The organism is Apilactobacillus apisilvae, from assembly GCF_023380225.1.
Taxonomy (GTDB): Bacteria; Bacillota; Bacilli; order Lactobacillales; family Lactobacillaceae; genus Apilactobacillus; species Apilactobacillus apisilvae.
On sequence record NZ_CP093362.1, the window covers coordinates 746,860 to 772,991 of the forward strand.

At 29.2% G+C, this 26,132-nt stretch carries 28 protein-coding genes, 2 riboswitches and 1 other annotated feature; of the genes, 15 read left to right on the forward strand and 13 right to left on the reverse strand.

The window, feature by feature from the left end; genetic code table 11:
• Positions 1 to 52: 52 nt before the first annotated feature.
• Entirely contained in the window at positions 53 to 598 is a 546-nt protein-coding gene (locus MOO46_RS03890; RefSeq protein WP_249510391.1) for a hypothetical protein, read from the forward strand.
• A gap of 116 nt (positions 599 to 714) precedes the next feature.
• Here MOO46_RS03890 and MOO46_RS03895 read toward each other — a convergent pair whose 3' ends face one another.
• From MOO46_RS03895 to MOO46_RS03905, 3 genes are all read right to left on the reverse strand, one after another.
• A complete protein-coding gene (locus tag MOO46_RS03895; protein ID WP_249510392.1) occupies positions 715 to 2,097 on the reverse strand; it encodes a DHA2 family efflux MFS transporter permease subunit in 1,383 nt (460 codons plus the stop codon).
• Entirely contained in the window at positions 2,090 to 2,524 is a 435-nt protein-coding gene (locus MOO46_RS03900; protein ID WP_249510393.1) for a MarR family winged helix-turn-helix transcriptional regulator, read from the reverse strand. The genes MOO46_RS03895 and MOO46_RS03900 overlap by 8 nt, the downstream gene beginning before the upstream one ends.
• A gap of 123 nt (positions 2,525 to 2,647) precedes the next feature.
• Positions 2,648 to 2,974 (reverse strand): hypothetical protein, encoded by a 327-nt coding sequence (locus MOO46_RS03905; protein ID WP_249510394.1) that lies wholly within the window; start codon positions 2,972 to 2,974, stop codon positions 2,648 to 2,650.
• A 121-nt stretch (positions 2,975 to 3,095) separates the two neighbouring features.
• Between MOO46_RS03905 and MOO46_RS03910 the strand changes: the two genes are divergently transcribed.
• Entirely contained in the window at positions 3,096 to 4,949 is a 1,854-nt protein-coding gene (locus tag MOO46_RS03910; protein WP_249510395.1) for an FAD/NAD(P)-binding protein, read from the forward strand.
• 38 nt (positions 4,950 to 4,987) lie between these two features.
• On the opposite strand, the gene MOO46_RS03915 is transcribed toward MOO46_RS03910, so the two are convergent.
• Both MOO46_RS03915 and MOO46_RS03920 read right to left on the reverse strand, forming a co-directional pair.
• Positions 4,988 to 5,608, reverse strand: coding sequence for an LVIS_2131 family protein (locus MOO46_RS03915; RefSeq protein ID WP_249510396.1), 621 nt, complete (start codon positions 5,606 to 5,608; stop codon positions 4,988 to 4,990).
• Positions 5,609 to 5,712: 104 nt separating this feature from the next.
• Positions 5,713 to 6,714 carry a D-alanyl-D-alanine carboxypeptidase family protein gene (locus MOO46_RS03920; RefSeq protein WP_249510397.1) on the reverse strand — a complete coding sequence of 334 codons (1,002 nt, stop codon included), beginning with the start codon at positions 6,712 to 6,714 and terminating at the stop codon, positions 5,713 to 5,715.
• Positions 6,715 to 6,778: 64 nt separating this feature from the next.
• A riboswitch (TPP riboswitch) is annotated at positions 6,779 to 6,869 on the forward strand.
• Positions 6,870 to 6,966: 97 nt separating this feature from the next.
• Here MOO46_RS03920 and MOO46_RS03925 point away from each other — a divergent pair.
• The 4 genes from MOO46_RS03925 (at position 6,967) to MOO46_RS03940 (ending at position 9,848) form a co-directional block, all read left to right on the forward strand.
• Complete coding sequence (locus MOO46_RS03925; RefSeq protein WP_249510398.1) at positions 6,967 to 7,527, forward strand: ECF transporter S component; 561 nt, start codon at positions 6,967 to 6,969, stop codon at positions 7,525 to 7,527.
• A 14-nt stretch (positions 7,528 to 7,541) separates the two neighbouring features.
• On the forward strand, positions 7,542 to 8,957 hold the full coding sequence (locus MOO46_RS03930) for an ATP-binding cassette domain-containing protein (protein WP_249510399.1): 1,416 nt from the start codon (positions 7,542 to 7,544) through the stop codon (positions 8,955 to 8,957).
• The gene (locus tag MOO46_RS03935) at positions 8,954 to 9,592 is read left to right on the forward strand and encodes an energy-coupling factor transporter transmembrane component T (RefSeq protein ID WP_249510400.1); all 639 of its coding nucleotides are present in this window, start codon (positions 8,954 to 8,956) and stop codon (positions 9,590 to 9,592) included. The genes MOO46_RS03930 and MOO46_RS03935 overlap by 4 nt, the downstream gene beginning before the upstream one ends.
• A gap of 73 nt (positions 9,593 to 9,665) precedes the next feature.
• On the forward strand, positions 9,666 to 9,848 hold the full coding sequence (locus MOO46_RS03940) for an LBP_cg2779 family protein (protein WP_249510401.1): 183 nt from the start codon (positions 9,666 to 9,668) through the stop codon (positions 9,846 to 9,848).
• 49 nt (positions 9,849 to 9,897) lie between these two features.
• Here MOO46_RS03940 and MOO46_RS03945 read toward each other — a convergent pair whose 3' ends face one another.
• Entirely contained in the window at positions 9,898 to 11,061 is a 1,164-nt protein-coding gene (locus MOO46_RS03945) for a hypothetical protein (protein WP_249510402.1), read from the reverse strand.
• Positions 11,062 to 11,078: 17 nt separating this feature from the next.
• A complete protein-coding gene (locus tag MOO46_RS03950; RefSeq protein ID WP_249510403.1) occupies positions 11,079 to 12,056 on the reverse strand; it encodes an asparaginase in 978 nt (325 codons plus the stop codon).
• 122 nt (positions 12,057 to 12,178) lie between these two features.
• A riboswitch (purine riboswitch) is annotated at positions 12,179 to 12,278 on the forward strand.
• Positions 12,279 to 12,350: 72 nt separating this feature from the next.
• On the opposite strand from MOO46_RS03950, the gene MOO46_RS03955 reads away from it, so the two are divergent.
• From MOO46_RS03955 to MOO46_RS03965, 3 genes are all read left to right on the forward strand, one after another.
• Complete coding sequence (locus MOO46_RS03955) at positions 12,351 to 13,664, forward strand: nucleobase:cation symporter-2 family protein (protein ID WP_260525481.1); 1,314 nt, start codon at positions 12,351 to 12,353, stop codon at positions 13,662 to 13,664.
• A gap of 106 nt (positions 13,665 to 13,770) precedes the next feature.
• Positions 13,771 to 14,106, forward strand: a complete 336-nt coding sequence (locus tag MOO46_RS03960; protein ID WP_249510404.1) for a hypothetical protein — start codon at positions 13,771 to 13,773, stop codon at positions 14,104 to 14,106.
• A gap of 110 nt (positions 14,107 to 14,216) precedes the next feature.
• A complete protein-coding gene (locus tag MOO46_RS03965) occupies positions 14,217 to 14,915 on the forward strand; it encodes an MIP/aquaporin family protein (protein WP_249510405.1) in 699 nt (232 codons plus the stop codon).
• Here MOO46_RS03965 and MOO46_RS03970 read toward each other — a convergent pair.
• The 3 genes from MOO46_RS03970 to MOO46_RS03980 form a co-directional block, all read right to left on the reverse strand.
• Positions 14,901 to 15,758: a DegV family protein gene (locus tag MOO46_RS03970; RefSeq protein ID WP_249510406.1), complete on the reverse strand. Its 858-nt coding sequence runs from the start codon at positions 15,756 to 15,758 to the stop codon at positions 14,901 to 14,903. The genes MOO46_RS03965 and MOO46_RS03970 overlap by 15 nt on opposite strands.
• Before the next feature lie 134 nt (positions 15,759 to 15,892).
• Positions 15,893 to 16,360, reverse strand: coding sequence for a DUF2798 domain-containing protein (locus tag MOO46_RS03975; RefSeq protein ID WP_249510407.1), 468 nt, complete (start codon positions 16,358 to 16,360; stop codon positions 15,893 to 15,895).
• A gap of 83 nt (positions 16,361 to 16,443) precedes the next feature.
• Positions 16,444 to 16,647, reverse strand: coding sequence for a hypothetical protein (locus tag MOO46_RS03980; RefSeq protein ID WP_249510408.1), 204 nt, complete (start codon positions 16,645 to 16,647; stop codon positions 16,444 to 16,446).
• Positions 16,648 to 16,677: 30 nt separating this feature from the next.
• Between MOO46_RS03980 and MOO46_RS03985 the strand changes: the two genes are divergently transcribed.
• Positions 16,678 to 19,053: an ATP-dependent DNA helicase gene (locus MOO46_RS03985; protein WP_249510409.1), complete on the forward strand. Its 2,376-nt coding sequence runs from the start codon at positions 16,678 to 16,680 to the stop codon at positions 19,051 to 19,053.
• A gap of 35 nt (positions 19,054 to 19,088) precedes the next feature.
• Here the strand turns inward: MOO46_RS03985 and MOO46_RS03990 are convergent, their stop codons facing one another.
• Positions 19,089 to 20,126 carry a lactonase family protein gene (locus tag MOO46_RS03990; RefSeq protein WP_249510410.1) on the reverse strand — a complete coding sequence of 346 codons (1,038 nt, stop codon included), beginning with the start codon at positions 20,124 to 20,126 and terminating at the stop codon, positions 19,089 to 19,091.
• Between the two features lie 147 nt (positions 20,127 to 20,273).
• Positions 20,274 to 20,480, forward strand: a binding site (T-box leader).
• A 43-nt stretch (positions 20,481 to 20,523) separates the two neighbouring features.
• Here MOO46_RS03990 and MOO46_RS03995 point away from each other — a divergent pair.
• From MOO46_RS03995 to MOO46_RS04015, 5 genes are all read left to right on the forward strand, one after another.
• The gene (locus MOO46_RS03995; protein ID WP_249510411.1) at positions 20,524 to 20,676 is read left to right on the forward strand and encodes a hypothetical protein; all 153 of its coding nucleotides are present in this window, start codon (positions 20,524 to 20,526) and stop codon (positions 20,674 to 20,676) included.
• Between the two features lie 11 nt (positions 20,677 to 20,687).
• Entirely contained in the window at positions 20,688 to 21,863 is a 1,176-nt protein-coding gene (locus MOO46_RS04000; RefSeq protein ID WP_249510412.1) for an amino acid permease, read from the forward strand.
• Positions 21,864 to 21,865: 2 nt separating this feature from the next.
• Complete coding sequence (mmuM, locus tag MOO46_RS04005; RefSeq protein WP_249510413.1) at positions 21,866 to 22,642, forward strand: homocysteine S-methyltransferase; 777 nt, start codon at positions 21,866 to 21,868, stop codon at positions 22,640 to 22,642.
• Between the two features lie 195 nt (positions 22,643 to 22,837).
• On the forward strand, positions 22,838 to 23,263 hold the full coding sequence (locus MOO46_RS04010; protein WP_249510414.1) for a hypothetical protein: 426 nt from the start codon (positions 22,838 to 22,840) through the stop codon (positions 23,261 to 23,263).
• Between the two features lie 105 nt (positions 23,264 to 23,368).
• A complete protein-coding gene (locus MOO46_RS04015; protein WP_249510415.1) occupies positions 23,369 to 23,818 on the forward strand; it encodes a Fur family transcriptional regulator in 450 nt (149 codons plus the stop codon).
• A 36-nt stretch (positions 23,819 to 23,854) separates the two neighbouring features.
• Here the strand turns inward: MOO46_RS04015 and MOO46_RS04020 are convergent, their stop codons facing one another.
• Both MOO46_RS04020 and MOO46_RS04025 read right to left on the reverse strand, forming a co-directional pair.
• Positions 23,855 to 24,931 (reverse strand): aspartate-semialdehyde dehydrogenase, encoded by a 1,077-nt coding sequence (locus MOO46_RS04020; RefSeq protein WP_249510416.1) that lies wholly within the window; start codon positions 24,929 to 24,931, stop codon positions 23,855 to 23,857.
• Positions 24,932 to 24,949: 18 nt separating this feature from the next.
• Entirely contained in the window at positions 24,950 to 26,125 is a 1,176-nt protein-coding gene (locus tag MOO46_RS04025; RefSeq protein ID WP_249510417.1) for an aminotransferase class I/II-fold pyridoxal phosphate-dependent enzyme, read from the reverse strand.
• Positions 26,126 to 26,132 lie beyond the last annotated feature (7 nt).

Consider the following 26,132-nt stretch of genomic DNA (forward strand, 5'->3'; position numbering starts at 1 on the left):
ATATAGTATGTCTACTTTTATTTTTCCTTGAAATGGAGGGGAACATATATATATGAATAACGACGATGACAATAATCGTATAAAAAAATATGATTTTAATGAAAAGCAATATAATACCAGAACTAACCAAGCTTCTAACTTTAAAATATGGCCTATCATTATTTTCATTGTTGTAATTGCTGCTTTAATTATTGGCGGAGTGAAAGCAATCACTTATTTTACTTCTGACAATAGTACTAAAACAGAATTATCTACTAGTAATAAAACTTCTAAAGAAACCGACGAAAATAAAAATAGCAATGCTAACGATAATTCTAACAAACAGCAAAAAAATAAATCTGATGTATCTAAAGATAGTAATGAAACTGAAAACAAAAGCCAAAACAATTCAGTCCAAAATGATACTAATAAAAAGGAATCAAACAACAAATCTAGTAGCAGTGATGATATGTTTGCTGAACCACATACTTTTAGCTCGGTGGCTGATGCACAGAGTTATGCTAAAACGACTCAAAGTCAATGGCTAAATAATGGTTATAAGACTTACACAGTGAGTGCTGATAGTCAGGGATTCTATACATTAAAATTTATTAAATAAAATATTATTTTAATAAAAAATGTGAAGCAGATATTTTAAATCCTAAAGATATAGAATAATAAAAAAGTATCTATCGATTAAAAATGATAGATACTTTTTTAATTAGGATAAAATATTTATTTACCCTTTTTAACAACCTTGTTTAGTATAAATGATGCTATTAATAGCAATACAATTAATAAAATAAATCCATGTTCAGATCCAATTGCTGTTCCTAAACTCTTACTATATGCAGGGTTTGTTTGACTGATAGCAACAATTGCAGAAATAACTGAAGTACTAATTGCTCCTGAAATTTGTTGAATTGTATTAAAAATAGCATTCCCATCAGAACTATCATTTGAATTTAGATTACTTAATCCACTAGTCATAATATTACCAAAGGACAAACCTAAACATAGCATATAAACTAAGTAGAACATTAAGATCATCCAATTTGATAAATGTGTACCAAAAATGACAAATAGTAATAAACCAATAAGTCCAGCTAACATTCCTGATAATATTGGCTTATACGCACCTAGTTTATCCATAATTTTACCAGCTAATGGTGCAAAAACAGCTCCTAATGCAGCACCTGGTAAAACAATTAATCCAGCAATAAAGGCTGATTGATTATTTACAATTTGAACGTAATTTGGAAGAATAAATGACATTCCTAATGTGATAAATTGCAAAATAAAGAAGGCAACAACATGTCCTGAAAATTTACTATTTCTTAAAATAGATAAATTAATAATGGGATTATCAATTGTTACTGAACGTCTATACAAGATAATTAGAGCAATGATTCCAATAATAATTGGAAGTAAAACATTTAAACTAAATACGTTTCCACTACCCATACTACTGAATCCATAAACTAAACCGGCAAAAGTAATAACAATCAAGATCAGACTCATGAAATCTAGTTTAGTCCGTTCACTAACTTCATTGTTTTTAATTGCGAACATACCTAGTATTAATGAAATAACTAGAATTGGTAATAAAATTAAGAAAATGTATCTCCACCCAATCGATGAAACTACAATTCCACCAAAAGTAGGACCGACAGCAGGAGCAATTGCAGTAATTAAATTACCCACTCCCATCATTAAACCGATTTTCTTCCTTGGAACTTGTTCTAATATAATATTGAACATTAGTGGTAAAGCAATACCTGTTCCTAATCCTTGTACCATTCTACCAATTAATAACAAAGAAAAAGTGGGTGCAAATAAATCAATTAAAACTCCTGCAATAAATAAAATATTCGCAGTTATAAATAATGACTTAGTCTTAAAATTACGTTTTAAAATAGCTGATAACGGTACAACAATTGAAACGACTAATAAGTAAATAGTTGTCATCCATTGAACGGTACTTGTATCAATATTAAAATCTTTCATTAATGTTGGAAATGTTATGTTCATTGAAGTTTCAATAATTACTCCACTAAAGGACATAATTCCAGCAGCAATTACAGATAATAATGTTTTTAAAGAAATCTTTTCATTCATGCTTTCTATCCCCCATAATATAAATTATTTTTTTCAAACCTTCGTTTAGCTTATCTAAATCTTTTTCAGAGAATTTTTCATCTAATAATTCTTGATTTTCATTCATAAAATCATTAATTTTAGACTGTAATTTAAATGATTTATCAGTAAGAATGACTTGTTTTTTCCTAGCATCTAGCGTCGACGGAATTCTTCGGACAAGTTCTTTATCTTCCATCCTTTTTAATAAAATTGATGCCGTTGAACGTTGAATATAAAATTCCTCTTCGATATCTTTTTGAAAAATTTCTTCATTTGGTTTACGCATAACAAAATCAATGATCGACATTTGTGTACTAGTTAAACCATATTCTTTAGCCATATTATCAAAATGTCGTGCAAACTGAATGGATGCTATTTTTACTAAACGACCAACATTCTCTTTCAAATAAATCACCCCTATAAAATTAGTTAGCTAACTAACAATTATTATAAGCGATTATTTTTTATTTTCAAGGGGTAATATTTAAAATAAAAAAGACTACCCATTTAGGGTCAGTCTTTGTTGTAATTACATTTTGGCAACTTTGACAGCTTCGTTTTCTAGTCGAAAACATAAAGACAAAGCATCTTTTTTAAAATCCTCAATAAAATCATTGCCTTCAGATTCTAAGGTAGCAACTATATTACCAGTAACACCAGTAATAACAATTTTATTTTTATCTAATTTTCCAGTATCATAGTGTCCTTCTTCTGCTTCATCTAAATAATCTTGAAACAAGTCATTAATTGCTTTTTGAATGATTTCATCTTCATTAATATTTTCATGACCGTCAATTTGTAGTCGTGCCATCTTTAATTTAACTTCATCCATATTTTCTGGAATTTCTTCACTCATCTTTAACACCATCCTTATGAATAATTTTATCATATATATAGATAATCTTTTCGGTGTAAAAATTCAAATTTTTAATTTATTCATGTTAGTATTATCAATATAATAAAGGAGCGTTCAAAATATGAATATTGGAATTATTGGTGCTGGTCCCAGAGGACTACTAATCTTGAACAATTTAATAAATAATGTAAATAAAAATCAACAACTTAGTTTGCACTTATTTGATACTAAAGATATTGGCGGCCGAGTTTGGAAAATTAATCAACCAATCGACTTAATTATGAATACTCCCGCTAATGAATTAACTTTATTTAATGATGATCAAAAAGGCGCATATTCAATTGCTGAATGGATAGAGTCAAAGCAAGCTCAACAATTTATTAGTAACCTAAACGAGAAAAAATACCCTAACAAAAATAATTTGTTAAAAGCTTTGGATAAATTAAAATACAATAGTTATGTTCCTCGAGCTATTTGTGGCGTTTATTGTAAATATTTTTTTAAAAAAATGATTGATATAATCAATAATAATAACAATATTGAATTATCTTTACATCTTAATCAAGTCGTTAGCGATATTAAAAAAGAAGAAGAAAAATTTATAATACAAGCAAAACAAAATTATTACGTTGACAAAGTTGTCTTTAGTCTAGGTCAGCAAGATAACAGTCTATCGACAACCGAAGAATCATTCAAAAAATATGGAAAAGAAAATAATTTAACTTATGTTAAGCCAGATTACGCTGATGAAATTAATCTATCAACTATTAAGTCAAATGATACTGTCATCGTTAGAGGGATGGGCTTAAGCTTCAACGATTACTTAAGTCGATTAACTAAAGAACGTGGTGGTAATTTTACTACAAATGATGATGGAACACTTACTTATCATCCAGCAGGCAAAGAACCTACCATCGTGGCTGGATCTAGACGTGGGATTCCATATTATCCAAAAGCAATTAGCCAAAAAAATTATAACGAAAACTATCCTGCTTATTTTCTAACAAAAGAAAATATTGAAAAATATATAAAAAATGGCAAACTATCATTTGATGATTTTCAAAAACTACTAAGACTAGATGTTGAATACCGTTATTATACTTTATTAATTCAAAAGAATTATAAAAATATTGATTTAAAAGAATTTCAATCAGACTTTTTAAAAATTAATGACCATAAAAAGTTAATTGAAGATTATAAAATTAAAAATAACGATATATTTAACTGGGATTTAATTTTAAATCCAGTTGCTGGAATTAAAGTGACTAATACAGAAGATTATCAAACACATGTTATGAATTGGTTAAGTATGGTTATCAAAGATGCCAAAATGGGCTCCAAAACTGGACCTATAATTGGTGGCTTAGAAATGCTAAGAGATTTAAGAGATAATATTAGGTATGTATTAGCAAATAATCTACTGTCCAATGATGAGTATGTAAATAAATATAAAGGGCAATTCTCATCTAATATTAAATTTTTATCTATGGGTGCCCCAGTTATTAGAAGTGAAGAATTATTAGCTTTAATGAGGGCAAAAATTGTAACTATTTTACCACCTCAAATGCAAACAATCGGTGCTAATCATAAGTTCATCTCTCGTTCTGCATTTTATGGCAATCAAATTATCCAGGGTGATGCTTTAATTGAAGCTCGGACTAACGCTCCTAATATTAATATTACTGATAACCCATTATTAAAAAATTTACTTGATAGTCATATGATTAAGCCACAATCTATTAAATTATCAAATGGAGATATTGTAAATAATACATCAATTGATATTGAAGTTGATTCCGATCAAGTTAAAAATGAGGTAAATCTTTTCACTTGGGGGCTAAATACTGAAGGCTTATACTTCGTAACTAGTGCTATTCCTCGTCCTGGTGTTAATGATGCTATTTTACAAGCAGCTGAAAAAATTTCAAAAAACATATTAAATTTAAAAATTGATAATGTAACTAAATATATGTAAAAAAGTCTTAATGAGGTAGAATATCTCATTAAGACTTTTTAATTAGATTTATAAATAAATGAACTATCTGGAATTCTAATTAAAGTATACTGATTTGCTTGTCTACCAGCATGCAATCCAATTCCATTTATAAAATTATTTTTATAAGTAGTTTTAACTTTGACTACCCATGCTTTTTGATAAAGTTTATCAAGTCGATTAACATTTTGTTTTTGCCAATCAAAAACAAAACTAGGAATATTAATAACATTATTGCTACCAACAAGAATACTAGAATTGTCACTAGAAACTTGAATATGTTTATCCCTACTTAAATAAGAATATGACTGATTCAATTTAGGTGAATTTTGTTTGGATACACTTACATAGTAAGATTCTTTTCCATTAGTATCTAAAATTAATGGATTATATTCTCTTTTGATTAGAACATCTTTAGCATCAATGTTAGATTTAAATGTTTGAAAAATAAGAAAACCTACACCTAAAAGTAATATTAACAATTGTAAAATTGTTTTGATAAAATGATTCCATGAAAAGGAATAATTATTATTAAGTATAATTCTACTTCTTCTAACACCAATATTATGAACTATAAAAATAGCGTAAATAAACAGTGCTATCCAAAAAATCACACCTACTATATTCCAGGCCGATTCCATAAACCTTTCCCTTCTATTATTAATTAAAATAAAAGTACAACAATACGAACCATTTTACACTATATAACTAAAATAACCAAACACTTATTAACATTATTAATAAATTATTTTTTATACAAATTAGAATTTTTATAAATAAATTTCATTAAAGTACTAGTATTTGAAAACTCATTATTATCATCAAGTGTGACTGTTACTAATCTGTCTTTACCAGTTTTTTTACTAGTACCAACAAAACAAAGTCCAGCATTTTCAGTATAACCAGTTTTTAATCCATCTACATATAAAGATGGATCATAAAAAGGCTTTCCCTTTAATAAGCCATTTTCATTATAAAGAGTTTGATCATTTACATAAGATTCGGTTTGCTTAGAATCATTAACAATTTCTGGGTATTCTTTTAAGATATAAACTGCAATTTTACCAATATCTTCTGCTGAAACCTCATTAACAGCATTAGATCCCCCTACATCATGATATCCATAAGGCTTTAAGTCGGTATTATCCAACCCTGAGGATGAAACAAAGTGAGAATTTAAATGCCATTCATTAGCTTGTTCATTCATCATTTTAATGAATTTCACATTAGTACCAGCCACCCATTCACCTAGGGCAATTGCTGAGTTATTTGATGATTTGATTAAAGCAGCTTTATATAAATCTCTTACCGTATATTTGTGACCATCATTAAATTTAAATCCACCAAGGATATAGCTATCGCCCATTTTTTTTAATCTTGGATCAGATGTATTAACAATTTGATTCCAACCATTTACTTTTTGCGCCTTCTTAATCACTAGATATAAAGTCATTAGTTTAGATAATGAAGCAATTTCTTCTAGATGTTTTGCATTATGTGAATAAAGTATTTTACCCTTATCCGCATCTATCGCAACCATCGATTTAGGTTCACCTACAAGTTTTAAATCTTTAGAGTTAGTTATTGGGGCATTTTTAAATTGGATAACTGATGAATGTGGCTTTTGGCTTTTATTATTTTTAATTATTTGATTTGCAATCGAATTAGGATTTTTCATTTCAATAAATGTAAGTCCAACAATTACTAATAAAAAAGCAATTGAAAAACTAATTATTTTATTTTTCATACATTATTCACTTTCTATAATCATCATTACTTGATTTTTAATTTTATTCATTGTATATTTTAGTCATAAATGTTTGGGGTGCCTTTTGGCTGAGATAAAACCCATTGTACCTGATTCAGGATAATCCCTGCGAAGGAAAACAATACCTTTTAATTTATATCGTTACTTTTAATAGTATAAATCAATTAAAGGGCTCCAAACTTTTTTGGAGCTCTTTTTTATTGCTCCAAATATCAAAAGGAGAGATTTTTTATGCATAGTAACTGGAACTTAAGAAACATTATTTTATTAACATTGATTTCTATTATTTGTGGAATCATATTTTTTGCAACCGGATTCTTATATAATGCAATAACTATTTTATTAACACCAATGGGATTAGCCCCAATGGCAAATGACTTATTAATTGGATTATGGATCATGGCAGCCCCACTGGCTACATTAATATTTAAAGTTCCTGGTGCTTCCATTTTATCAGAAATATTGGGTTCTGTTGTAGAAATGTTTATTGGTGGTCAATGGGGAGCTTCCACTTTAATTAGTGGTGCTATTCAAGGAACCGCTTCTGAATTAGGATTTACAGTTACAGGATATAAAAATTATAACTGGATTGGAATTATAAGTACTACTATTACTACCACCATTATCACATTTGGATGGGACTGGTTTAAAAATGGTTATAATGCTTATTCTTTCAACTTATTAATTTTATTATTTATAACTAGATTGCTTTCTGTATTTGTATTTGGTGGTATTTTAAGTAAATTAATCTCTAATATGCTAGAAAAAAGTAATGTCATTAAAAATAATTAGGAGCATTCACTATATTGAAAATATTACAATTAAACGATTTAAGCTTTAAATATGATAATAGTCAAAATTATATTTTTAAAAATACAAATTTAAGTTTTAAATCATCTACCCTTTCAATATTATATGGAGATTCTGGTTGTGGTAAATCAACTTTATTAAAAGTAATGGCAGGATTTTATCCTAAATATGATAATGGAACAGTTAATGGTCAAATTATAATCAATACAACTAATATTAATAATTTTACCGAACAACAAATGAGAACAAAAGTGGCGATGATGTTTCAAAATCCCAATCAACAATTTTGCATGAAAAATGGATATGATGAATTTATTTTCACACTGGAAAATATGCAACTAAATCACTCAGAAATTATCGATAGAATTAAAAGAGCTACCAACTTTTGCAAAATAAACGAAATTCTTCACCAACCAATTGAAGAGTTATCAGGTGGTGAAAAGCAACGATTGGCCTTAGCAATCATTTACGCAATTGATTCCGATATTATATTTTTAGATGAACCGTTTGCTAGTATCGATCAAGAAGCTAGACAACAACTAATTATTCAACTAAACAATTTAAAGAAATTAGGAAAAACCATTATTATTATTGATCATGATCTATCAAATTATAATGATATTGTTGATAATATTATTTCATTTGATGAATCAAATAGTAGCTTTAAATTTTTAAATATTAATCAACACAAGCTATTAATTAATAAATTCGAACAAAAAATAAATTTAACATGCAAATTGCCTAAGAATAATGAAAGTATTTTAAAAATAAAAAATGTTTCAATCAATAATGGCAATAAAGAAATTCTAAAAAATGTTAATACTACTTTATATAAAAATAAGACAACTTTATTAACTGGGAAAAATGGTGTCGGTAAATCAACCTTAATGAACGTTTTAATAAAGATGCATCAATTTAAGGGTCAAATTATATTGAATAATAAAGATATTGGTAAAATAAAATCCAGAAAATACTATCAAGAAATAGGAATTGTTTTTCAAGAAAATGATCGGCAATTCTTTAAAATGACCGTTAAAGACGAAATCAATTTATCATTAAAGAAAACTAAAAACATGATTTTTTCTAAGGCAGAAATTAATCAATTTATTAACAAATTAGGTCTAAATAAGCTATATCAACAAGTTGTTTACTCACTAAGTGATGGTCAAAAGAAACGTTTGCAAATAATTGTAATGATTATTATGGGCCAATCAGTTTTGTTACTAGATGAACCCTTTAAAGGCATAGATTTAAAGAATATCGAATTAATTATTGGTATCTTAAAGCTAGCCAAGAAGCGTGGACAAACCCAAATTATAATTAGTCATCAATTATTTGAATTACAATCGCTAATTGATTTTCATTTAACCCTTCGAAATAAAAATTTAATCTATCAGGAGGATGTTAAATGAATTCAGCATTAAAATTAATAACAATCTTAATGATTGCGATTGAAATATCTTTTACGTACAACTTGATACTAAATTCATTGATTATTATCATCAGTATTTTAATTTTAATAATCAATAAAATTAAAATAAAGAGTTTAATCTATCTTGTTATTGTTCCTATAATTCCTGCCCTGGGTATTTATTTTGCACAAAATATTAATGGAAATCCAGATTATAGCATTATTTTAGTTTCTCGTGTCTATTCTTATATTCTATTAGGAAGTGTTTTCACCAATTCATCTTCTATTGAAGAATTAGTTTTCACATTAGAACAGAACTTTAAACTACCAGCCAAATTTGCTTATGGCATATTAGGTGCATTTAACTTAACTAAAACTATTCAAAAAGAAATAAAACAAATAAAAATTGCTGCAGCTATGCGGAATGTATATCTATCATTATTATCACCCACATTATATTTCAAAAGTATTATGTCAGCACTAAATTGGTCCAACATGTTAGCTGAAGGGATGAATTCACATGTTTTTATAGATAATCATCCAAGAACTCATTTTAATAAAATTGAAATTAATTATTTAGACTATTTGAAAATGTTAATAATATTAATAATAATTCAAATTATTATTATATTTTAAAGATTAAATTAATGCTCTATTTTATAATTACGTTATAATTAAATTGAAAGTTAATTATACAGGGGGAGTTCAAATGGAAAGAAAAATGAACAACATTGCCGAAGAAATAATTAATTATCAAAAAGATAATGATATTCCAGATACTTTGTTAGCATTTAAATTACATTTTAGTGTAGAAGAATTGCACAATATTAAAAGTATGGAAAAGTCACCTAGTCAAGATGAAGTTAATATTATTAAAGAAATATTAGGATAACAATTAACAACTAAAAAAGATACGATGTCATAAAGACACCGTATCTTTTTTATAAATCACCATTTAATTTTAAACGACGTTCATCTATATAAGCTTGAATATAGTCAAAACCAATTTCAACAATATCATTAATCGCAATTTTTTTATCATTAATAAAGAAAGTTCTAGTTTCGTCTAATAGATTAAACTCAATATATTCGGTATCTATAAGAGATGGATACCCTAAGAAAGCATTACCATTTTTCAATTGTAGTCGGATTAAGTTTCTAGTATTCATTGACTGATTCAATATCAGTGACAGATTGTTTTCAGTTGCATCAAATTGGCGATCAGCATTTAACACGGGTTGTTGAACTATTGATGATTGGATATTATTTTGAACCATTAATTGCACAATTGATAAATAATCAGTGTTGATAGTTACACTATCAATAGCAATCATTTTCATTAGTACATAACCACCAAACTGGCCTGACATATCAACAACTCGTAATATAATTCCCTCATCATTAATCATAATTACCTTTCCTACATAAAAGTAACTATCATTATATCTAGCATTGACCTCAATAAAGCTTTGATTATCAAATGATTGTGTTAATAATTCAATAATATGATTAATTGATTTGGTAGTTTGTGAAACTTGGTCATGAGTGTTCATTTTACTAATAACCTTACTCATGGTTTCTAACTCACGTCCTTGAAATTCAATTAATCTAATATTATCAAAAGATAGATGTTTAATATAATTTTCTGCTAGCTTAAACTTATTAATTACTAAGAAATCAATACCGTCATTGTTAATCTTAGTAGTAATTCCAGTGAAGAATTTTTCAGAATCATTTTCTTGTAACAAAATCATTTGTTTATCTAAATAACTTTGAATTAAAATTTGTTGAAACAAATGAATATTGCTGACAAAATTAGGTTCTTTGGGGGAAAATTGAATTAAATGATCATTATCAACAATTACCATTTTTTCTTCAATTCGATCCAAATCTTCACTTTGATATTCAATACTTTCAATATTTGATACTTTAATTGATACAAAGCCATCTGCCATCGCAGTTGATTCATAAGTCTTAACTAACACTTCATTTTGATTATACTGATAAATATATCCGGTATAAAAAACATCCCCCGAAGTTAAATAAATATTAACTAACAAATTATTTAACCTAGCGTTACTTATTTGTTCTAGTATCGAATTCATTTTAAAAACCTCAAATTTTAAGAAATTGCGTTACTCATAAAATGAGCTAACTCTTTACCAGATTTTCCAGCACTTAAGCCAACTATCAACTTTATTCTAGCTTTCTGACCATTTAATCCGTGGCAAATAGTTAATCCCATATCTTGCAACTCAATGCCACCACCTTCATAGGCATAAATATCTTGAGCTACACCATTGATACATCTAGAAACTAAAATAATTGGAATATTTCGATCTAACAATCTTTGAATTGAAGGTAATGTTTCTGGAGGCAAGTTGCCTGCGCCTAAACCTTCAATCACTAATCCCTTAGTATTATCGTTATTTAAAGCATCAAATAAGGTTCCATCCATTCCAGCAAAACCTTTAATTAAAAATACTCCATCGCAAACGTTATCGATATTAACAACTTCACTTTGAATCAATTCTTGGAAAAATGCTGGATGATGTTTACTAATAATTCCAATTGGTCCAAAGGTTGGTGTTCTAAATGTTGCTACATTAGTTGTATGTGTTTTGGTAACATATCTGGCAGTATGAATTTCATCATTCATAACAACCAACACACCCTTGCCTTTAGCATCTTCATTAGCAGCAGTGGCAGCAGCGTTTAATAAGTTATACAAACCATCCGTTCCAATTTCATTAGAGGAACGCATAGCACCAGTAACAACGACTGGCATGTCATTAGGCAAAGTTAAATCTAAAAAGTAAGCTGTTTCTTCAAGGGTATCAGTTCCATGAGTCACAACGACACCATAATATCCTTCTTTCTTAGCTTTTTTGATTCGATTCACAATTTTGAACATTACTTTAGGCGTAATATGTGGCGAAGGTAAATTGAATAATTCTTCGTTTACTATTTTTATATTTTTCCCTAATAAGTTTGATTGTTGATTTGCAATTGGATTTTTTTCATTTTGAATGACATCCCCGCTATCATCTTGTGACATGGAAATGGTTCCACCAGTATGAATTGCTAAGATTTCTTTCAAGACAATTTGCCTCCTCGTGATTATAAACTAATAGTTTACATTGTACATTTAATTAGTAAGTATCACAATTATACATCGACATACGGTTGATTTTTCAAATATTTTAATATAATATTATGACAAATATAATATATTTTATTGCCTATATAATTACCAAAATATGGTTGGTAAGTTTCTACCTGGAACCATAAATTCCAGACTATAAGTAAAAAGATGAGAATCCTTTTGCTTATGCATGAGGATTTTTTTATTTGCTTAGTTATTTACATATAGGTTAATAAAACTAGGAGGATTATTTTGAATAATAATGAAGGTAATCTAAAACAAGTTTCACACTTGAAAGCTGCTGTTTTAGGTTTACAACATTTGTTGGCTATGTATTCAGGTGATATTATTGTTCCATTGTTAATTGGTGCATTTTTACATTTTAATGCCGCTCAAATGACTTACTTAGTTTCTGCTGATATCTTTATGTGTGGAATTGCAACATTACTTCAATTAAAGAAAACTCCGATTACAGGAATTGGTTTGCCAGTTGTCTTAGGGTGTGCGGTTCAAGTTATTACCCCGTTAGAAACAATTGGTGGGACTTTAGGAGTCACTTATATTTATGGTGCAATTATTTGTTCTGGATTTTTCGTATTTTTAATTTCCGGATTATTTTCTAAACTAAGAAAATTTTTCCCACCGGTTGTTACTGGATCTTTAATTACTATTATTGGATTTTCGTTAGTGCCAGTTGCAGTCCAAGACTTGGGTGGTGGCGATGCTAGTGCCAAAACATTTGCTAGTACTCAAAATCTAACTGTTGGTTTAGTAACTATGATTATCATTTTATTAATTAATATTTTTGGTAAGGGTTTCTTAAAGTCAATTTCTGTATTAATTGGAATGGCAGCAGGAACTGGATTAGCTGGAGCAATGGGAATGATTTCCTTAGCATCAGTTTCTAGTGCCAGTTGGTTCCGCCTACCTCAACCATTTTATTTTGGTACACCTCATTTTAGTTGGTCTGCAATTTTAACTATGATCTTAGTATCATTAACTACTATGGTTGAATCAACTGGTGTTTTCTTGGCACTAGGTGATCTTACAGGTAGAAAATTAACTAGTAAAGAATTAGCAAATGGCTACCGTGCTGAAGGTATTGCCGCAATGCTTGGTGGTGTATTCAACACTTTCCCATACTCTACTTTCTCAGAAAACGTCGGAGTAGTTCAACTATCAGGAATTAAAACTAAACGTCCAATTTACTATGCTGGATTTTTCCTATTATTCTTAGGATTACTTCCTAAAGTTGGTGCTTTTGCAACAATTGTACCAAGTTCAGTTCTTGGTGGTGCTATGATTGTAATGTTTGGTATGGTTGGAGTGCAAGGAATAAGAATTTTGCAACAAGTTGACTTTGATAAAAATGCTAACCTATTAATCGTTGCATTATCTGTTGGATCAGGCATTGGTGTAACTGTTTATCCACAAATATTTAATTCATTCCCAAAAGCAGCACAAATTGTTTTAGACAATGGAATCGTTGTTGGTGGATTTATGGCAGTATTGCTAACTGTATTATTCAGTCTTAGTGGTCAAATTGAATTAAATAAAGAATAAAAAAATAAGGATTGTACATGTTGTATAATCCTTATTTTTTTATTTAAAGCAAGAAATTTGATAACAATCCAATATTAGGTCTAGAATTGAAATTGAGGTGATTAAAATGTCTGGGAAAAAAATTCGTAATATGGAATCAACAATTATTCATGATATGGATGACTTTTTAGTCGAATATGGTAATAAAAAGTTAAGCAATGATAAAAATGTTGCTAAAGACATCTACAATGCTGGAAAGAATGATTTAAAAGGACTGGATAGTCTGTTCAATGACCAAGGTTTCGGTAGAAATGAAAAGTTTTATAATATTGGTGTTGGATATTTAAACGATGTTTATGATCATGATACTAAAGTTGTAAATGAAAAGGCACCTATTATTGCTAAAAAAGCATTTAATTATTTGGGTAATAATGAACCTCAACTAAATTCATGGGAAAAATAAAAACAAGCCTTTATGATGGCTTGTTTTTTTATAGTTAATAATATTTCATTTTTTATCAAAGTAGTGTTAATCTACTAAACGTAAATACTTATAAAGGGGGGTAATAATTAATGAAACTTTTAATTGGTGAGTTTGTCGGTACATACTTAATGCTATCTTTAGGTTTAGTAAGCAGTGTTGTAATTAATTATTTTTTATTTCCTAAGCATCAAAATCGTTGGTTAACTGGTTTTTATTGGGGAATTAGTATTTTAATTCCATCATTTATAACCACGTTGCTATTTGGTACTGCAGGTTTTAACCCCGTTGTTTCGCTTACTTTAGCAGTAAATGATAAAATTAGTTTTTGGTTATTTATTGGAGAAGTAATTATGCAAACTTTAGGTGCCTGGTTAGCATCATCCACGGTTAACTTGGTGTGGTCAAAATGGCTAAGAAGCTTGCCACTTAATTTAAACTTATATGCAACTGTACCAAGAAATCTAAATAAGTGGAAAACAAATTTTATTTGGGAAATGTTTGGTACATTTATTATCGTAATAAACATGCAGGCCATGTCTAATATAGTAGATAGTCCTTGGTGGATAAAAACTATTTGGTCATCAATTTTAATGACGATTATAATTTCAATTATTGCACCAATTACTGGCGCTGCTTTCAATCCAGTACGTGACTTAATTCCTAGATTGTTCTTTTCTAGAACCTATGACAAAGGACTATCACAATGGAAATATTCAATTATTCCATTACTAGGTCCACTGGTTGGCGGTATCTTAGGCATTATATTTAGTTTTTTAGTTTATAAATGATCCAGATTTACAAGTCATAACTGCAAAAGCATTTTTACCAGTATGAGTTGCTACAATTGCAGAAGTATATAACATTGATAATTCAGCGTTTGGGAACATTTCTCCTAAACGTTGTTTTATTTTTGATGGAAAAGTATCATCACCAGTGTAACTAATTCCAATAAAAGAAAAATCTTCATCTTTAATGTTTTCGCAATAATTTTCAAACCATTTATTAAATGTTTTTTTGCCACGACCTTTAATTTGTAAATCCATATCTTTAGGTAAAACTTCAAAAATGACATGTAAATTCATTAATTTAGAAATAATTCCCTTTGCTTTACTAATACGTCCACCTCTAACCAAGTTCTCTAGTGTACTTGCACCAATATATAAATTAGTATTTTTAATCATTTCATTTACTGCATCAATAATTTGATTTACGTTATATTCACCAGTGTTAGCCATTTTGGCAGCTGTTTTAACAATAAATCCCAGACTTTGATCAATATAATGGGTATTAATAACTTTTACTGTACCATCGGCAATTTCAGCAGCTTGTTCTGCGGAATGTACTGTTCCACTTAACAAATCGGTCATATGAATTGATATAACGGTATCGCCATCTTTAGTTAAACTATTGTATAATTCCACAAAGTCACCAATTGAAGGTTGACTAGTAATTGGAAAGTCACCTTTTGGATTATCATCAATTTGTTTAATTAATTTTTGACCGTTAATATCAATATCATCTTTGTACGATTTATCCCCAATGCTAACATTCAAAGGAATTACATTAATTCCTAATTCATTACAAACATCTTGTGGAATTAATGCAGTAGAATCAGTTACAATTTTTATCATTTAAATTCTCCTTATCTAAGCTACTTATATATAACCATGATAAAGGTAATTAAACTTTTTTTCACTATCTTTTTGTAACTTATAATATAAAATAAAAAAAGATAGACTTTTTAAGCCTATCTTTTTGAATAAATTTAATTAGTACTTGCTTGAATTTTACCTAGTCCCAATCGACTAATTGGTCCCACAATGATTAGTTGAAGTGGCAAAGCAACAATTAAGTTAAATAACCAAGCATGACCGTAAATTCCCCATGAAATATTGCCTAAACCAAATGTTACAATAATGCCAAATAGTGACATTAGAGTTACCATTCCTAAGACCATCATACATGAGATCCATAATGCTATTTTGATGGGGGTTTTTTCCCATTCTGGTTTAAAAATAAATTTAAAGAATATTCCTTTAACAAGTGGACCTACTAAAGCTAAATCTAAAATAGCTGCAACAACTAGTGCTAATGGATATCCCTTTAACACTTCTAAAATAAATCCTGAATCAATTCCACTCGAAATTGCAATATTATAAGCTTCCATTACAATAACCATCATTCCTGCCATCATTCCTGTAAACATTAACTCTTCTTTAAAATTTCTTGGCATGTATTTACTCCTTCTTAGTATTTATATTAATCTTCAATTTTTACCATACCATTAAAAAAAAAGCTTCGTAAGTTACAATTATGTTACAAATTATTCCAGATATCATTGATGATCTTTGTTTTCATAACATTACATATTAATTCAACCATTTGATTAGGCATATACGTTCTGACATCCAGCTTCGCATTTTGATCATTAATTTTCGTAATTAATAGACCATCATATTTAATCTCAATATTATATTTTTTAAATCCATTCACAATTCGTTGTAAGTCTTGTTCATTCATAAGTAATACTCCATCCATTTTATTTTAGAGGTGATCATTATTAATCATATTGGCGTTCGTGAATTAGTTGAATTCACATTGCGTAGTGGTGATTTAAACAGTCATTTAAATAGTAACAACACTGCTAAACAAGGAACTAGAATTCATCGAAAATTACAAAAAAAGCAATCAAAAGATTATCAATCAGAGATAAATTTATCTAAAAAATTAGTAATCAATAATATCCAATTCAAGTTGGATGGAAGAATTGATGGATTAATCTCAAACGATAAAAAAACAGAAATTGAAGAAATTAAAACATCCGATTTAAATTTTAATGAAATTCCCGATAACATCTTAAAGTTATATTGGGGACAGGCAAAAGTTTATGCACATTTATTGATGGATGCAAAACCCAAAATTAAAAAAGTAACATTAAAATTAACTTATGTTCAGACACCTGATGAAAAGATTAATACTAAATATTTAGACATATCAAAAAAAGAAGCCAAAACTTTTTTTGATAATTTAATTAATGAATATGAAGAATGGCTCAAATTAAGAAGTGATATCATTAAAAAAAGAAATGTCACTGCTAAGAAACTAAAATTTCCTTTTAAATCATTTCGAAAGGGTCAACGTGAATTTGCAGCGACTGTTTACAAATCAATCGCTTTTCAAAAGCATTTATTTGCGCAAGCACCCACTGGAACTGGTAAAACAATTTCCACGTTATTTCCAGCAGTTAAAGCAATGGGTGAAAATCTGTGTAATCGTATTTTTTATTTCACTGCTAAGCAAAGCACCCAAAGCGTCGCTGAAGAAACCCTCAATATCCTATCACAAAATAAATTATATATTAAAAGTATTACGATTACCGCTAAAGATAAAATTATCTTTGATGAAGAAAGAAATGTGAAACCTGAAGATAATAAATATATGATTGGATATTATGATCGACTGAAACCAGCAATCAAACAAATTCTAACCAATGAAAATCAAATCAATAATAAAGTTCTTAAAAAATATGCTAAACAATATCAACTGGATCCTTTTGAATTTTCACTGGACATTAGCTTATTTTGTGATGTTATTATTTGTGATTATAACTATTTATTTGATCCTCAAGTGTATTTAAAAAGATTTTTTGCAGTTAAAGATAGCGACAACATCTTTTTAATTGATGAAGCCCATAATTTGGTTAATCGTTCTCGTGATATGTATTCAGCTAGTTTAAATAATTCTCCAATTAAGAAATTAATTAAATTATCAAATGTAAATACAAATAAAAATGAAAAGTTAAATAACGCATTAAAAACATTCAATCGTTCTTATAAGAGTAATACTAAAATTTTAAAAGACAAAAATGTTGATCAAGTTAATTTTTCAGAACCGTTAAATGCATTTAACAAACAAGTTAATAAATTAATTGACAAAATCCACGAATGGTTAAGAAAAAACGAACAAGATGATGAACTAACTGATATGATTCTTGAATATTATTTTAAATTATTACATTATCAAAGAATAAATGATTTTTATGATCAAACTTATCAAACGAGAATTTTCAAAGATAATCAAAATACAATCATTAAATTGTTTTGCATTGATCCTAGTCAAAATCTAAGTGAATCCCTATCATTGGGTGGAGCTGCAGTCTTATTTTCTGCTACCCTTTCGCCAATTAAATATTATCAAAGATTACTTGGTGATGAGGATGATAGTTTATCATACGAAATTGAATCGCCTTTCAAACCTACTAATCAACAAATAATTATTAATAATTATATTGCAACAACCTACAAACAAAGAGCAAATAATGTACAAAAAATAATTGATAGCATCAAAACTATGGTTAATAATAAATTTGGCCATTATTTAATTTTTGCACCTTCTAAACATTTTTTAGAAATGATTGTTAAAGAATTTAAAAAACAAAATCCCAATATTCCAATTATTGAACAAGAATCATTTATGAATAATGATCAAAGGGCTAATTTTATTAATACTTTTAAAAATAATACAAATAAAAACTTAATTGGATTTGCTTTATTGGGTGGCATCTTCAGTGAAGGAATTGATTTAAAACATGATGAATTAATTGGTGTCGGAATTATATCCGTTGGATTACCAGGACTGAGCACCGAAAATAATTTAATCAAAGAATTTTTTGATAAAGAAAATGGTCATGGATTTGAATATGCGTACCAATTACCGGGACTAAATAATATTTTTCAAGCTGCTGGTCGACTAATTAGAACCGACCAAGATGTTGGTAATATCTTATTAATGGATTATCGATTCTCACAAAGCCGCTATAAAAAATATTTTCCTAATAACTGGCAAAAAAATAATCTACAAACTGCTTATAGTCAAAAACAAAACAATTATCTAATTAAAAATTTTTGGCAAATGCATAAAAAATAAGCATATCGATTAAGATATGCTTATTTTTATTATATTTAAATTTCTTTAGCTACACAGACACCTTCTGGTACCATGAAGTCTTGTTGTATAACTGTTAATTTACCAGTTTGTTTATCACGTGAGTACAAAGTAGCATTATCACTATTTTGGTTAACTACAATTACAAAACTTTCATCAGAATTAAAGTTAAAATCACGTGGAAAGTCACCTTCAGTAGGAATTAATTGAATGCGTTTAACTTTGTCATCTGGTTGAGCTTCAAAAACAGCTAAACTATTATTCCCACGATTAGAAACATAGATAAATTTACCATCTTCGGAAATTCTAATAGCAGCAGAACCATTATGATCAACCCAATCATGTGGAATTGTATCAACAATGTGTTTAACTTCAAAAGTTCCATTATCGGCATTATATCTTAGCACTGCTAACTTGCTGCTTAATTCACCGACTAAATATGCCAAATTAGTATTATGATCAAAAACAATATGTCTTGGACCAAAGCCTGCTTCCATCTTTAAGCAAGAAATTTCAGTTAAACTACCATCTTCGTCATTAATATCATAAACATAAACACGATCTTGACCTAAGTCCACAACCACTAAACGATTGTCCGGTGTTAAATCAGCATAATGAGGATGCGCACCATTTTGTTGTTCAGGTCTTGGACCAACATGACCTTCATGAACAACCTTATTTTGAAAATCAATTGAGCCATCAGATTCAATCTTATATACCATTACTTCACCAGTATGATAATTAGCAGTATAAACAAATTGACGTTTTTCATCAACAGCAATATAAGCCGGATTAGTAGCTTCATTAATACAACGGTTAATTTCAGTAGTTGGACGAGTAGATGCATCTAATGCCATTGCACCACCAGCACCATTTTCAGCTTTATCAACTGAATAAATCTTGTTATCTTTAGACATTGCTACATATGTAGGGTTACGGCCCTTAGCAACAAATTGTAAATTTTGTAATTCTTTTTTATCAGTATCTAAGTCAATTTCATAGACACCCTTACTAATTTTGCTAGTATATGTTCCAATTAAGAATTTTTCAATCATGTTAAAATCTCACTTTCAACTAGAATTAGATTTACTATATAGTTCTATTATTACATATTTTTATAGTAATTCGAAAGATTTTGCTAAACAATTTTAGATATTGACTAAATAATAAATATCCTTATAATAATGAGTAACAAATTAAAATATTAGGTTTTGATGAGAAAAGTAAATAGTTAATAATTTTAAAGAGAACTTATGGTTGGTGAAAATAAGTAAATTATTACTATACGAAAATGGTCTCTGAACTATTATAAGTGAACATTTAACTTATAACGGTAGTACCCGATAAAACACAAAGGAATATGTAAGTCGTTCCGGATAAGGTGGTACAACGAGACACTCGCCCTTTTTTAAGGACGGGTGTTTTTTATTTTATAAAGGAGTGATGTTGAATATGGTGAAGAAAACTTTTTCTAAAGAATTACAAAGTAAGCATTTAATCACAATGTCATTAGGTGGTGTTATTGGTACTGGTATTTTTATGAGTACTGGTTACTCTATGGACCAATTGGGACAATCATTGCCTATATTATTGGTTCTATTTTAGTATGCATGGTCATGGCATGCTTAGGTGAACTTACTGTTCAAGATCCAAATACCGGTGCTTTTCATACTTATGCCAGCAAATACATTAGTCCAGCAATGGGATTTGTAGTTGCTTGGATGTATTGGTTAACTTGGACAATTGCTTTAGGTTCAGAATTTATCGCACTAGCTACAATTGCCAGACAGTATTTTAGTAATATTCCTATTTGGGGATATAGCTTAATTTTTGCAATTATAATTTTATTACTTAATACTTTAAATATGGATGTTTTTGCTAAAAGTGAACTATGGATGTCTTTAATTAAGGTTCTTGCCTTATCAGTATTTTTAGTAATTAGTATTTTAATCATTTTTAAAATAATTCCATTTCACCCCATTTTTGGTAAGTTAACAAAAAATGGCATTTTCCCAAATGGAATCACACCCCTTATATCAATTATCTTATCCGCTAACTTTGCTTTCTCAGGAACTGAAATGATTGCAGTTGGTGCTGGTGAGAGTAGTAATCCAAAAAAGTCTGTTCCTATCGCAATCAAAAAAAATCTAATTACACTAATTATTTTATTTATTGGCACAATCATTGCTTTAGGGTCAATTTTACCTCAAAGTTCATCATCATTTTCACAAACTCCATTTGTTACAGTTTTACATTCAGTTAATATTCCATATGCTTCAGACATTATGAATGCCATTTTATTTATCACAATCTTTTCTGGGGCTAACTCTGGAGTGTATGCAGCTTCAAGAATGTTATGGTCTTTAGCTGATAAACAAACTTTACCAAAATCATTAGCTAAGTTAAGTAAACACGGTATTCCTATTTATGGATTAACCTTAACCATTTTAGGTGGCTTTTTGGCATTATTTTCTAGTATTTATGCCCCCAATACAGTTTACTTAGCATTAACTGCAATTTCGGCTTTTGCGGTTGTCGTAGTTTGGCTAATTATTGGTTGGTCACAACTAAACTTTAGTAAACTGTTTCTTAAAAAACATTCAATTGATGAGTTAACTTATAAAACACCAATGTATCCAATAATTCCGTGGTTAGTAATTATTATTTGTACCCTTTCACTAATTGGAATTGCATGGGATCCTAATCAGCGGATTGCAATTATTATTGGTTTACCATTTGCAATTATTTGTTACCTAACATATAAATTATTTTATGAAAGAAAAGGAGCCTAGCTATGAATAAATTTGAACTTTGGGCTAAAAATCAAAAACACATCTTAATGGATAGTTCTATGTCTACTGGATTGGAAGAACGTGGACTAAATTTAAATGATAAATTATGGACTGCACGCGCTTTAGATCAATATCCAAAGTTAGTGGAAGAAGTTCATCAAGCATATTTTAATGCTGGTTCTACTTTAACAACTATTGATACCTATCAAGCAAGTATTAAAGGCTTAACTAGTCATGGTTACAATCATGAGCAAGCTTGTAATTTAATTCAAAAGGCCTTCAATTTAGCTAAAGATGCTCAAAAACAAGTATCTAAAAAAGCCTGGTTAGCAGCCGGCATTGGTCCTTATGGCGCTTTCTTAGCAAATGGGTCTGAATATACTGGTGATTATCAATTATCTGAAAAAGAATATGTTGATTTTCATAAAGAAAGAATTGAAATTTTAGTAAAATTGGGTGTTGATGTATTATTATTAGAAACATTACCTAATTTTGCAGAAATCAAGGCATTGGTAAAATTTACTAAACAATTTACAGTCCCATCTATTGTCGCTTGTTCAATGAAAGATGCCAATCATTTAGCTGATGGAACTAATATTAAAGTTGTCCAAGCATTTTTAGAAAAACAAAATAATGTAATTGTCTATGGCCTCAATTGTACTGACCCTAAAATTGTCACCCCTGCTCTAAAAAACTTAATTAATAATTACCCTAACCATAAAGACTTAATCGCATTTCCTAACTCTGGTGCAACTTACAACCCTGAAATTAAAGAATGAAATCAAGATGGACTGAATATTAATGAATTCAATAAACTAGCAAAGCAATGGCTACATTTAGGTTTAAAATACATTGGTGGATGCTGCTGCATGTCTGAAAAACAAACTCTATCTATTTATGAGCATTTCTTTAAAAAGTAAAATTTATGGAATATAATTATATGTAGTATTTTAAATAAAGGAGCTTAAATAAATATGAAGAGTTTTGAAGGTATTCATCCTATTTTAACTAATAATTTTAGATTAGATTGGTTAACAGAATTTAAGTTACAAGATGTAATTGATTTTCAAAAAAAGTCTGACCCTGAATCTGATATTGCATCAACTGGTAATTTCATTAATGCTGCCATGATTGATGTTATGCGTAAAAAAGCCCTATTATGGGGAATTGAAAATAAAGAGACCCACCAATTTATTGGAATGGGTGGAATTGCTAATATTAGTGAAGGTGATACTGCTCCTACCATTTATCTTAATATCATCGAAATTGATACAACCTTAGAAATGGAAATCTTAAACCGAATTCACAAACTAGCTAAAGATTACTGGCCAACAGCTAAATTTTATTACAATATTCAACCAACCAATGAGAAAATTGAACGTCATTTAAGACTATATTAATTTCCATTTAAATAATTGCTATTTTATTGATTTATTTAAAAATTAATTTTATTATTAAGTTAATAATTATTCTAAACTAGCAAATTATTTAAGGAGGGATATTATATGTCAGATTCAGCATACAAAAATGCTTTAGATACATTAAGAGAAAATAAAGTTCGAATAACTCCGCAAAGACAAATTATCTTAAAATATTTGATTAATAATGATAATCATCCTTCAGTAGATACTATTTACGATGCTTTAAAAAAAGAATTTTCAAATTTAAGTGTTGCTACTATTTATAACAGTTTACAACTATTTGAAAAATTAGACATCATTATTGAGCTACCAGCTGAAGATGGTGGAATCCGTTATGATTTCTTTGGGAATCCACATTTTCATGCTATTTGTAATAACTGTGGAAAAATAATTGATATTGAATATCCAGATTATAAAGGTTTGGAAAAATCACTTAGTCAAGCTACTGAACAACAATCCGGTTTTAAAGTAAAACAAAGTCACGTTGAAGTATATGGCTTATGTAAAGAATGCCAAACTAAATTAAAAAAATAAAAAGTCATCAGAAAAATCTGATGACTTTTTTGTATATTATTTTTGATAATAATTTTTAGGTACTTTAACTAAATCTTCATCAACCAGGCGTTCAGCATTTTCAACAGTGTTCCATGCAGCTCCTTTTAACAAGTTGTCAGCAACAACCCACATATTAAAGCATCCCTTATTCTCTTGATCTGGACGAATTCGACCAGCAAAGGTTTCACGTTTACCTTCAGCATTAAGTGGTTGAGGATAAACTTGATGATCTGGATCATCTTGTAAAGTTACCCCTGCAGCATCACTAATAGTTTTTTTAATATCTTCGGCAGTTGCGCTTTTATCTTCAACTTCAAAATACACTGATTCACCGTGTGAAATTGGAACCGGAACACGAACACAAGTTGCAGTAACCTTTAAATCTGTAGCATCCATATCATTCAACATAATTTTTTTAGTTTCATGAATCATTTTCCATTCTTCATGGGTATAGCCTTCATCTTCAAAAACATCAATTTGAGGTAATAAGTTAAATGCTAATGGATAATGTTTTTTGTCTCCTGCTGTTGGTAAAATATCGGCAGACATTTGTTTACCTTCTAGATAATCTTTAGCCTGCTGATAAAATTCATTTAAAGCAGATTGACCGGCACCAGATGCTGCCTGGTATGTAGATACAATGACTTGTTTTAACCCATACTTTTTGAAGACCGGTGCTAATGCCACAACCATTTGAATAGTTGAACAATTTGGATTAGCAATAATCCCCTTATGATTTTTTAATTGTTCTGGATTAACTTCTGGAACCACTAATGGAACTTCAGGGTCCATTCTAAAAGCGCTAGTATTGTCCACACAAACTGCTCCACGTTTAACAGCTTCAGGTAAAAACTTCTTGGAAGCTGCACCACCTGCTGATGCTAACACTAAGTCAACGCCATCAAAAGATTCAGGAGTAGTCTCTTCAACCGTAATTTTTTCGCCATTAAAGTCCATTACTTTACCAGCAGAATGTGCTGATGCCAATAATTTCAATGATTTTACAGGAACCGTTGAATTGGCTAATTGATCCACCATTCTAATTCCAACAGCACCAGTGGCACCTAAAATTGCTACATTATATTCTTTCATAAATAATTACCTTCTTTATTAATTTAAGAATTGTTCAATTCGATTCATTGCTTCTTTAATATTGTCATCTGAAGCAGCATAGGATAAACGAATGTATCCTTCGCCACCTTTTCCAAAAACACTACCTGGAATTACACCCACTTTAGCTTTTTCAGCTAAATCTAAAGCAAATTTAGTATCATCTTTCCCAAATTTATCTGGAATTTTAACAAATACATAAAAAGCTCCACGAGGCATCGCCATCTTAAAACCAAATTTAGTTAACCTATCACTAATAAAATCACGACGACGTTTATAAATGTTACGCATTTCTTTAGCATCTGAGCCACCGTTTTCAAGAGCTTCATAAGCTGCTACTTGTGTAACATCAGGTGGACAAGTAACCATAAAAGCATGCACTGTTAATAATTTTTCAATAAATTCGTGTGGCCCACATACATAACCAACACGCCAACCGGTCATGGCATGTGATTTTGATAATCCATTAATATAAATCGTTTGTTCAGGTAAATATTCAGCTAACGATTGATGCTCAACGTCATAAGTCAATTCACAATAAATTTCATCAGTAATTGCAAAAATATTATACTTTTCAATAACATTTGATAATGCTTTAACTTCTTCTGGTGAATATTCAACCCCAGTTGGGTTTCCTGGATAATTCAAAAGGATTGCTTTAACCTTATTGCCATATTTTTTCAGAACACTATCTAAATTTTCTGGCGTCAACATGAATCCATCTTTAGAAGTATCTAAGCTAATCGCCTTACCACCCAATAAAGTAATAATTGGTTCATATAATGAAAACAGTGGTGTTGGTAAAATCACTGCATCTCCAGGATTAAGCAGTGTTTCAAAAGTAGCATAGATGGCTTCAGTTGCTCCAATTGTGACTACAATTTCATTTTCTGGATTGTAATCTAAGCGATATTCATTTAGCAAGTGATTATGAATGGCTTTTCTTAGTGGCAGTTTACCAGCTTGATGTGAATAATGAGAATCATCATCATCAATACTTTTCTTGGCTGCCGTTTTAATGTGCTTAGGCGTATTTAGATCTGGTTCTCCAATTGTTAATTTAATAATATCTTTAATTTTAGAAATTTGATTATCAAAGCCTCTAATATTAGAAGGTTGAATCGAATTTAATCTTTGATTATAAGTTTTAGTTAAGCCATTTGATAATTCAGGCATCTACAAT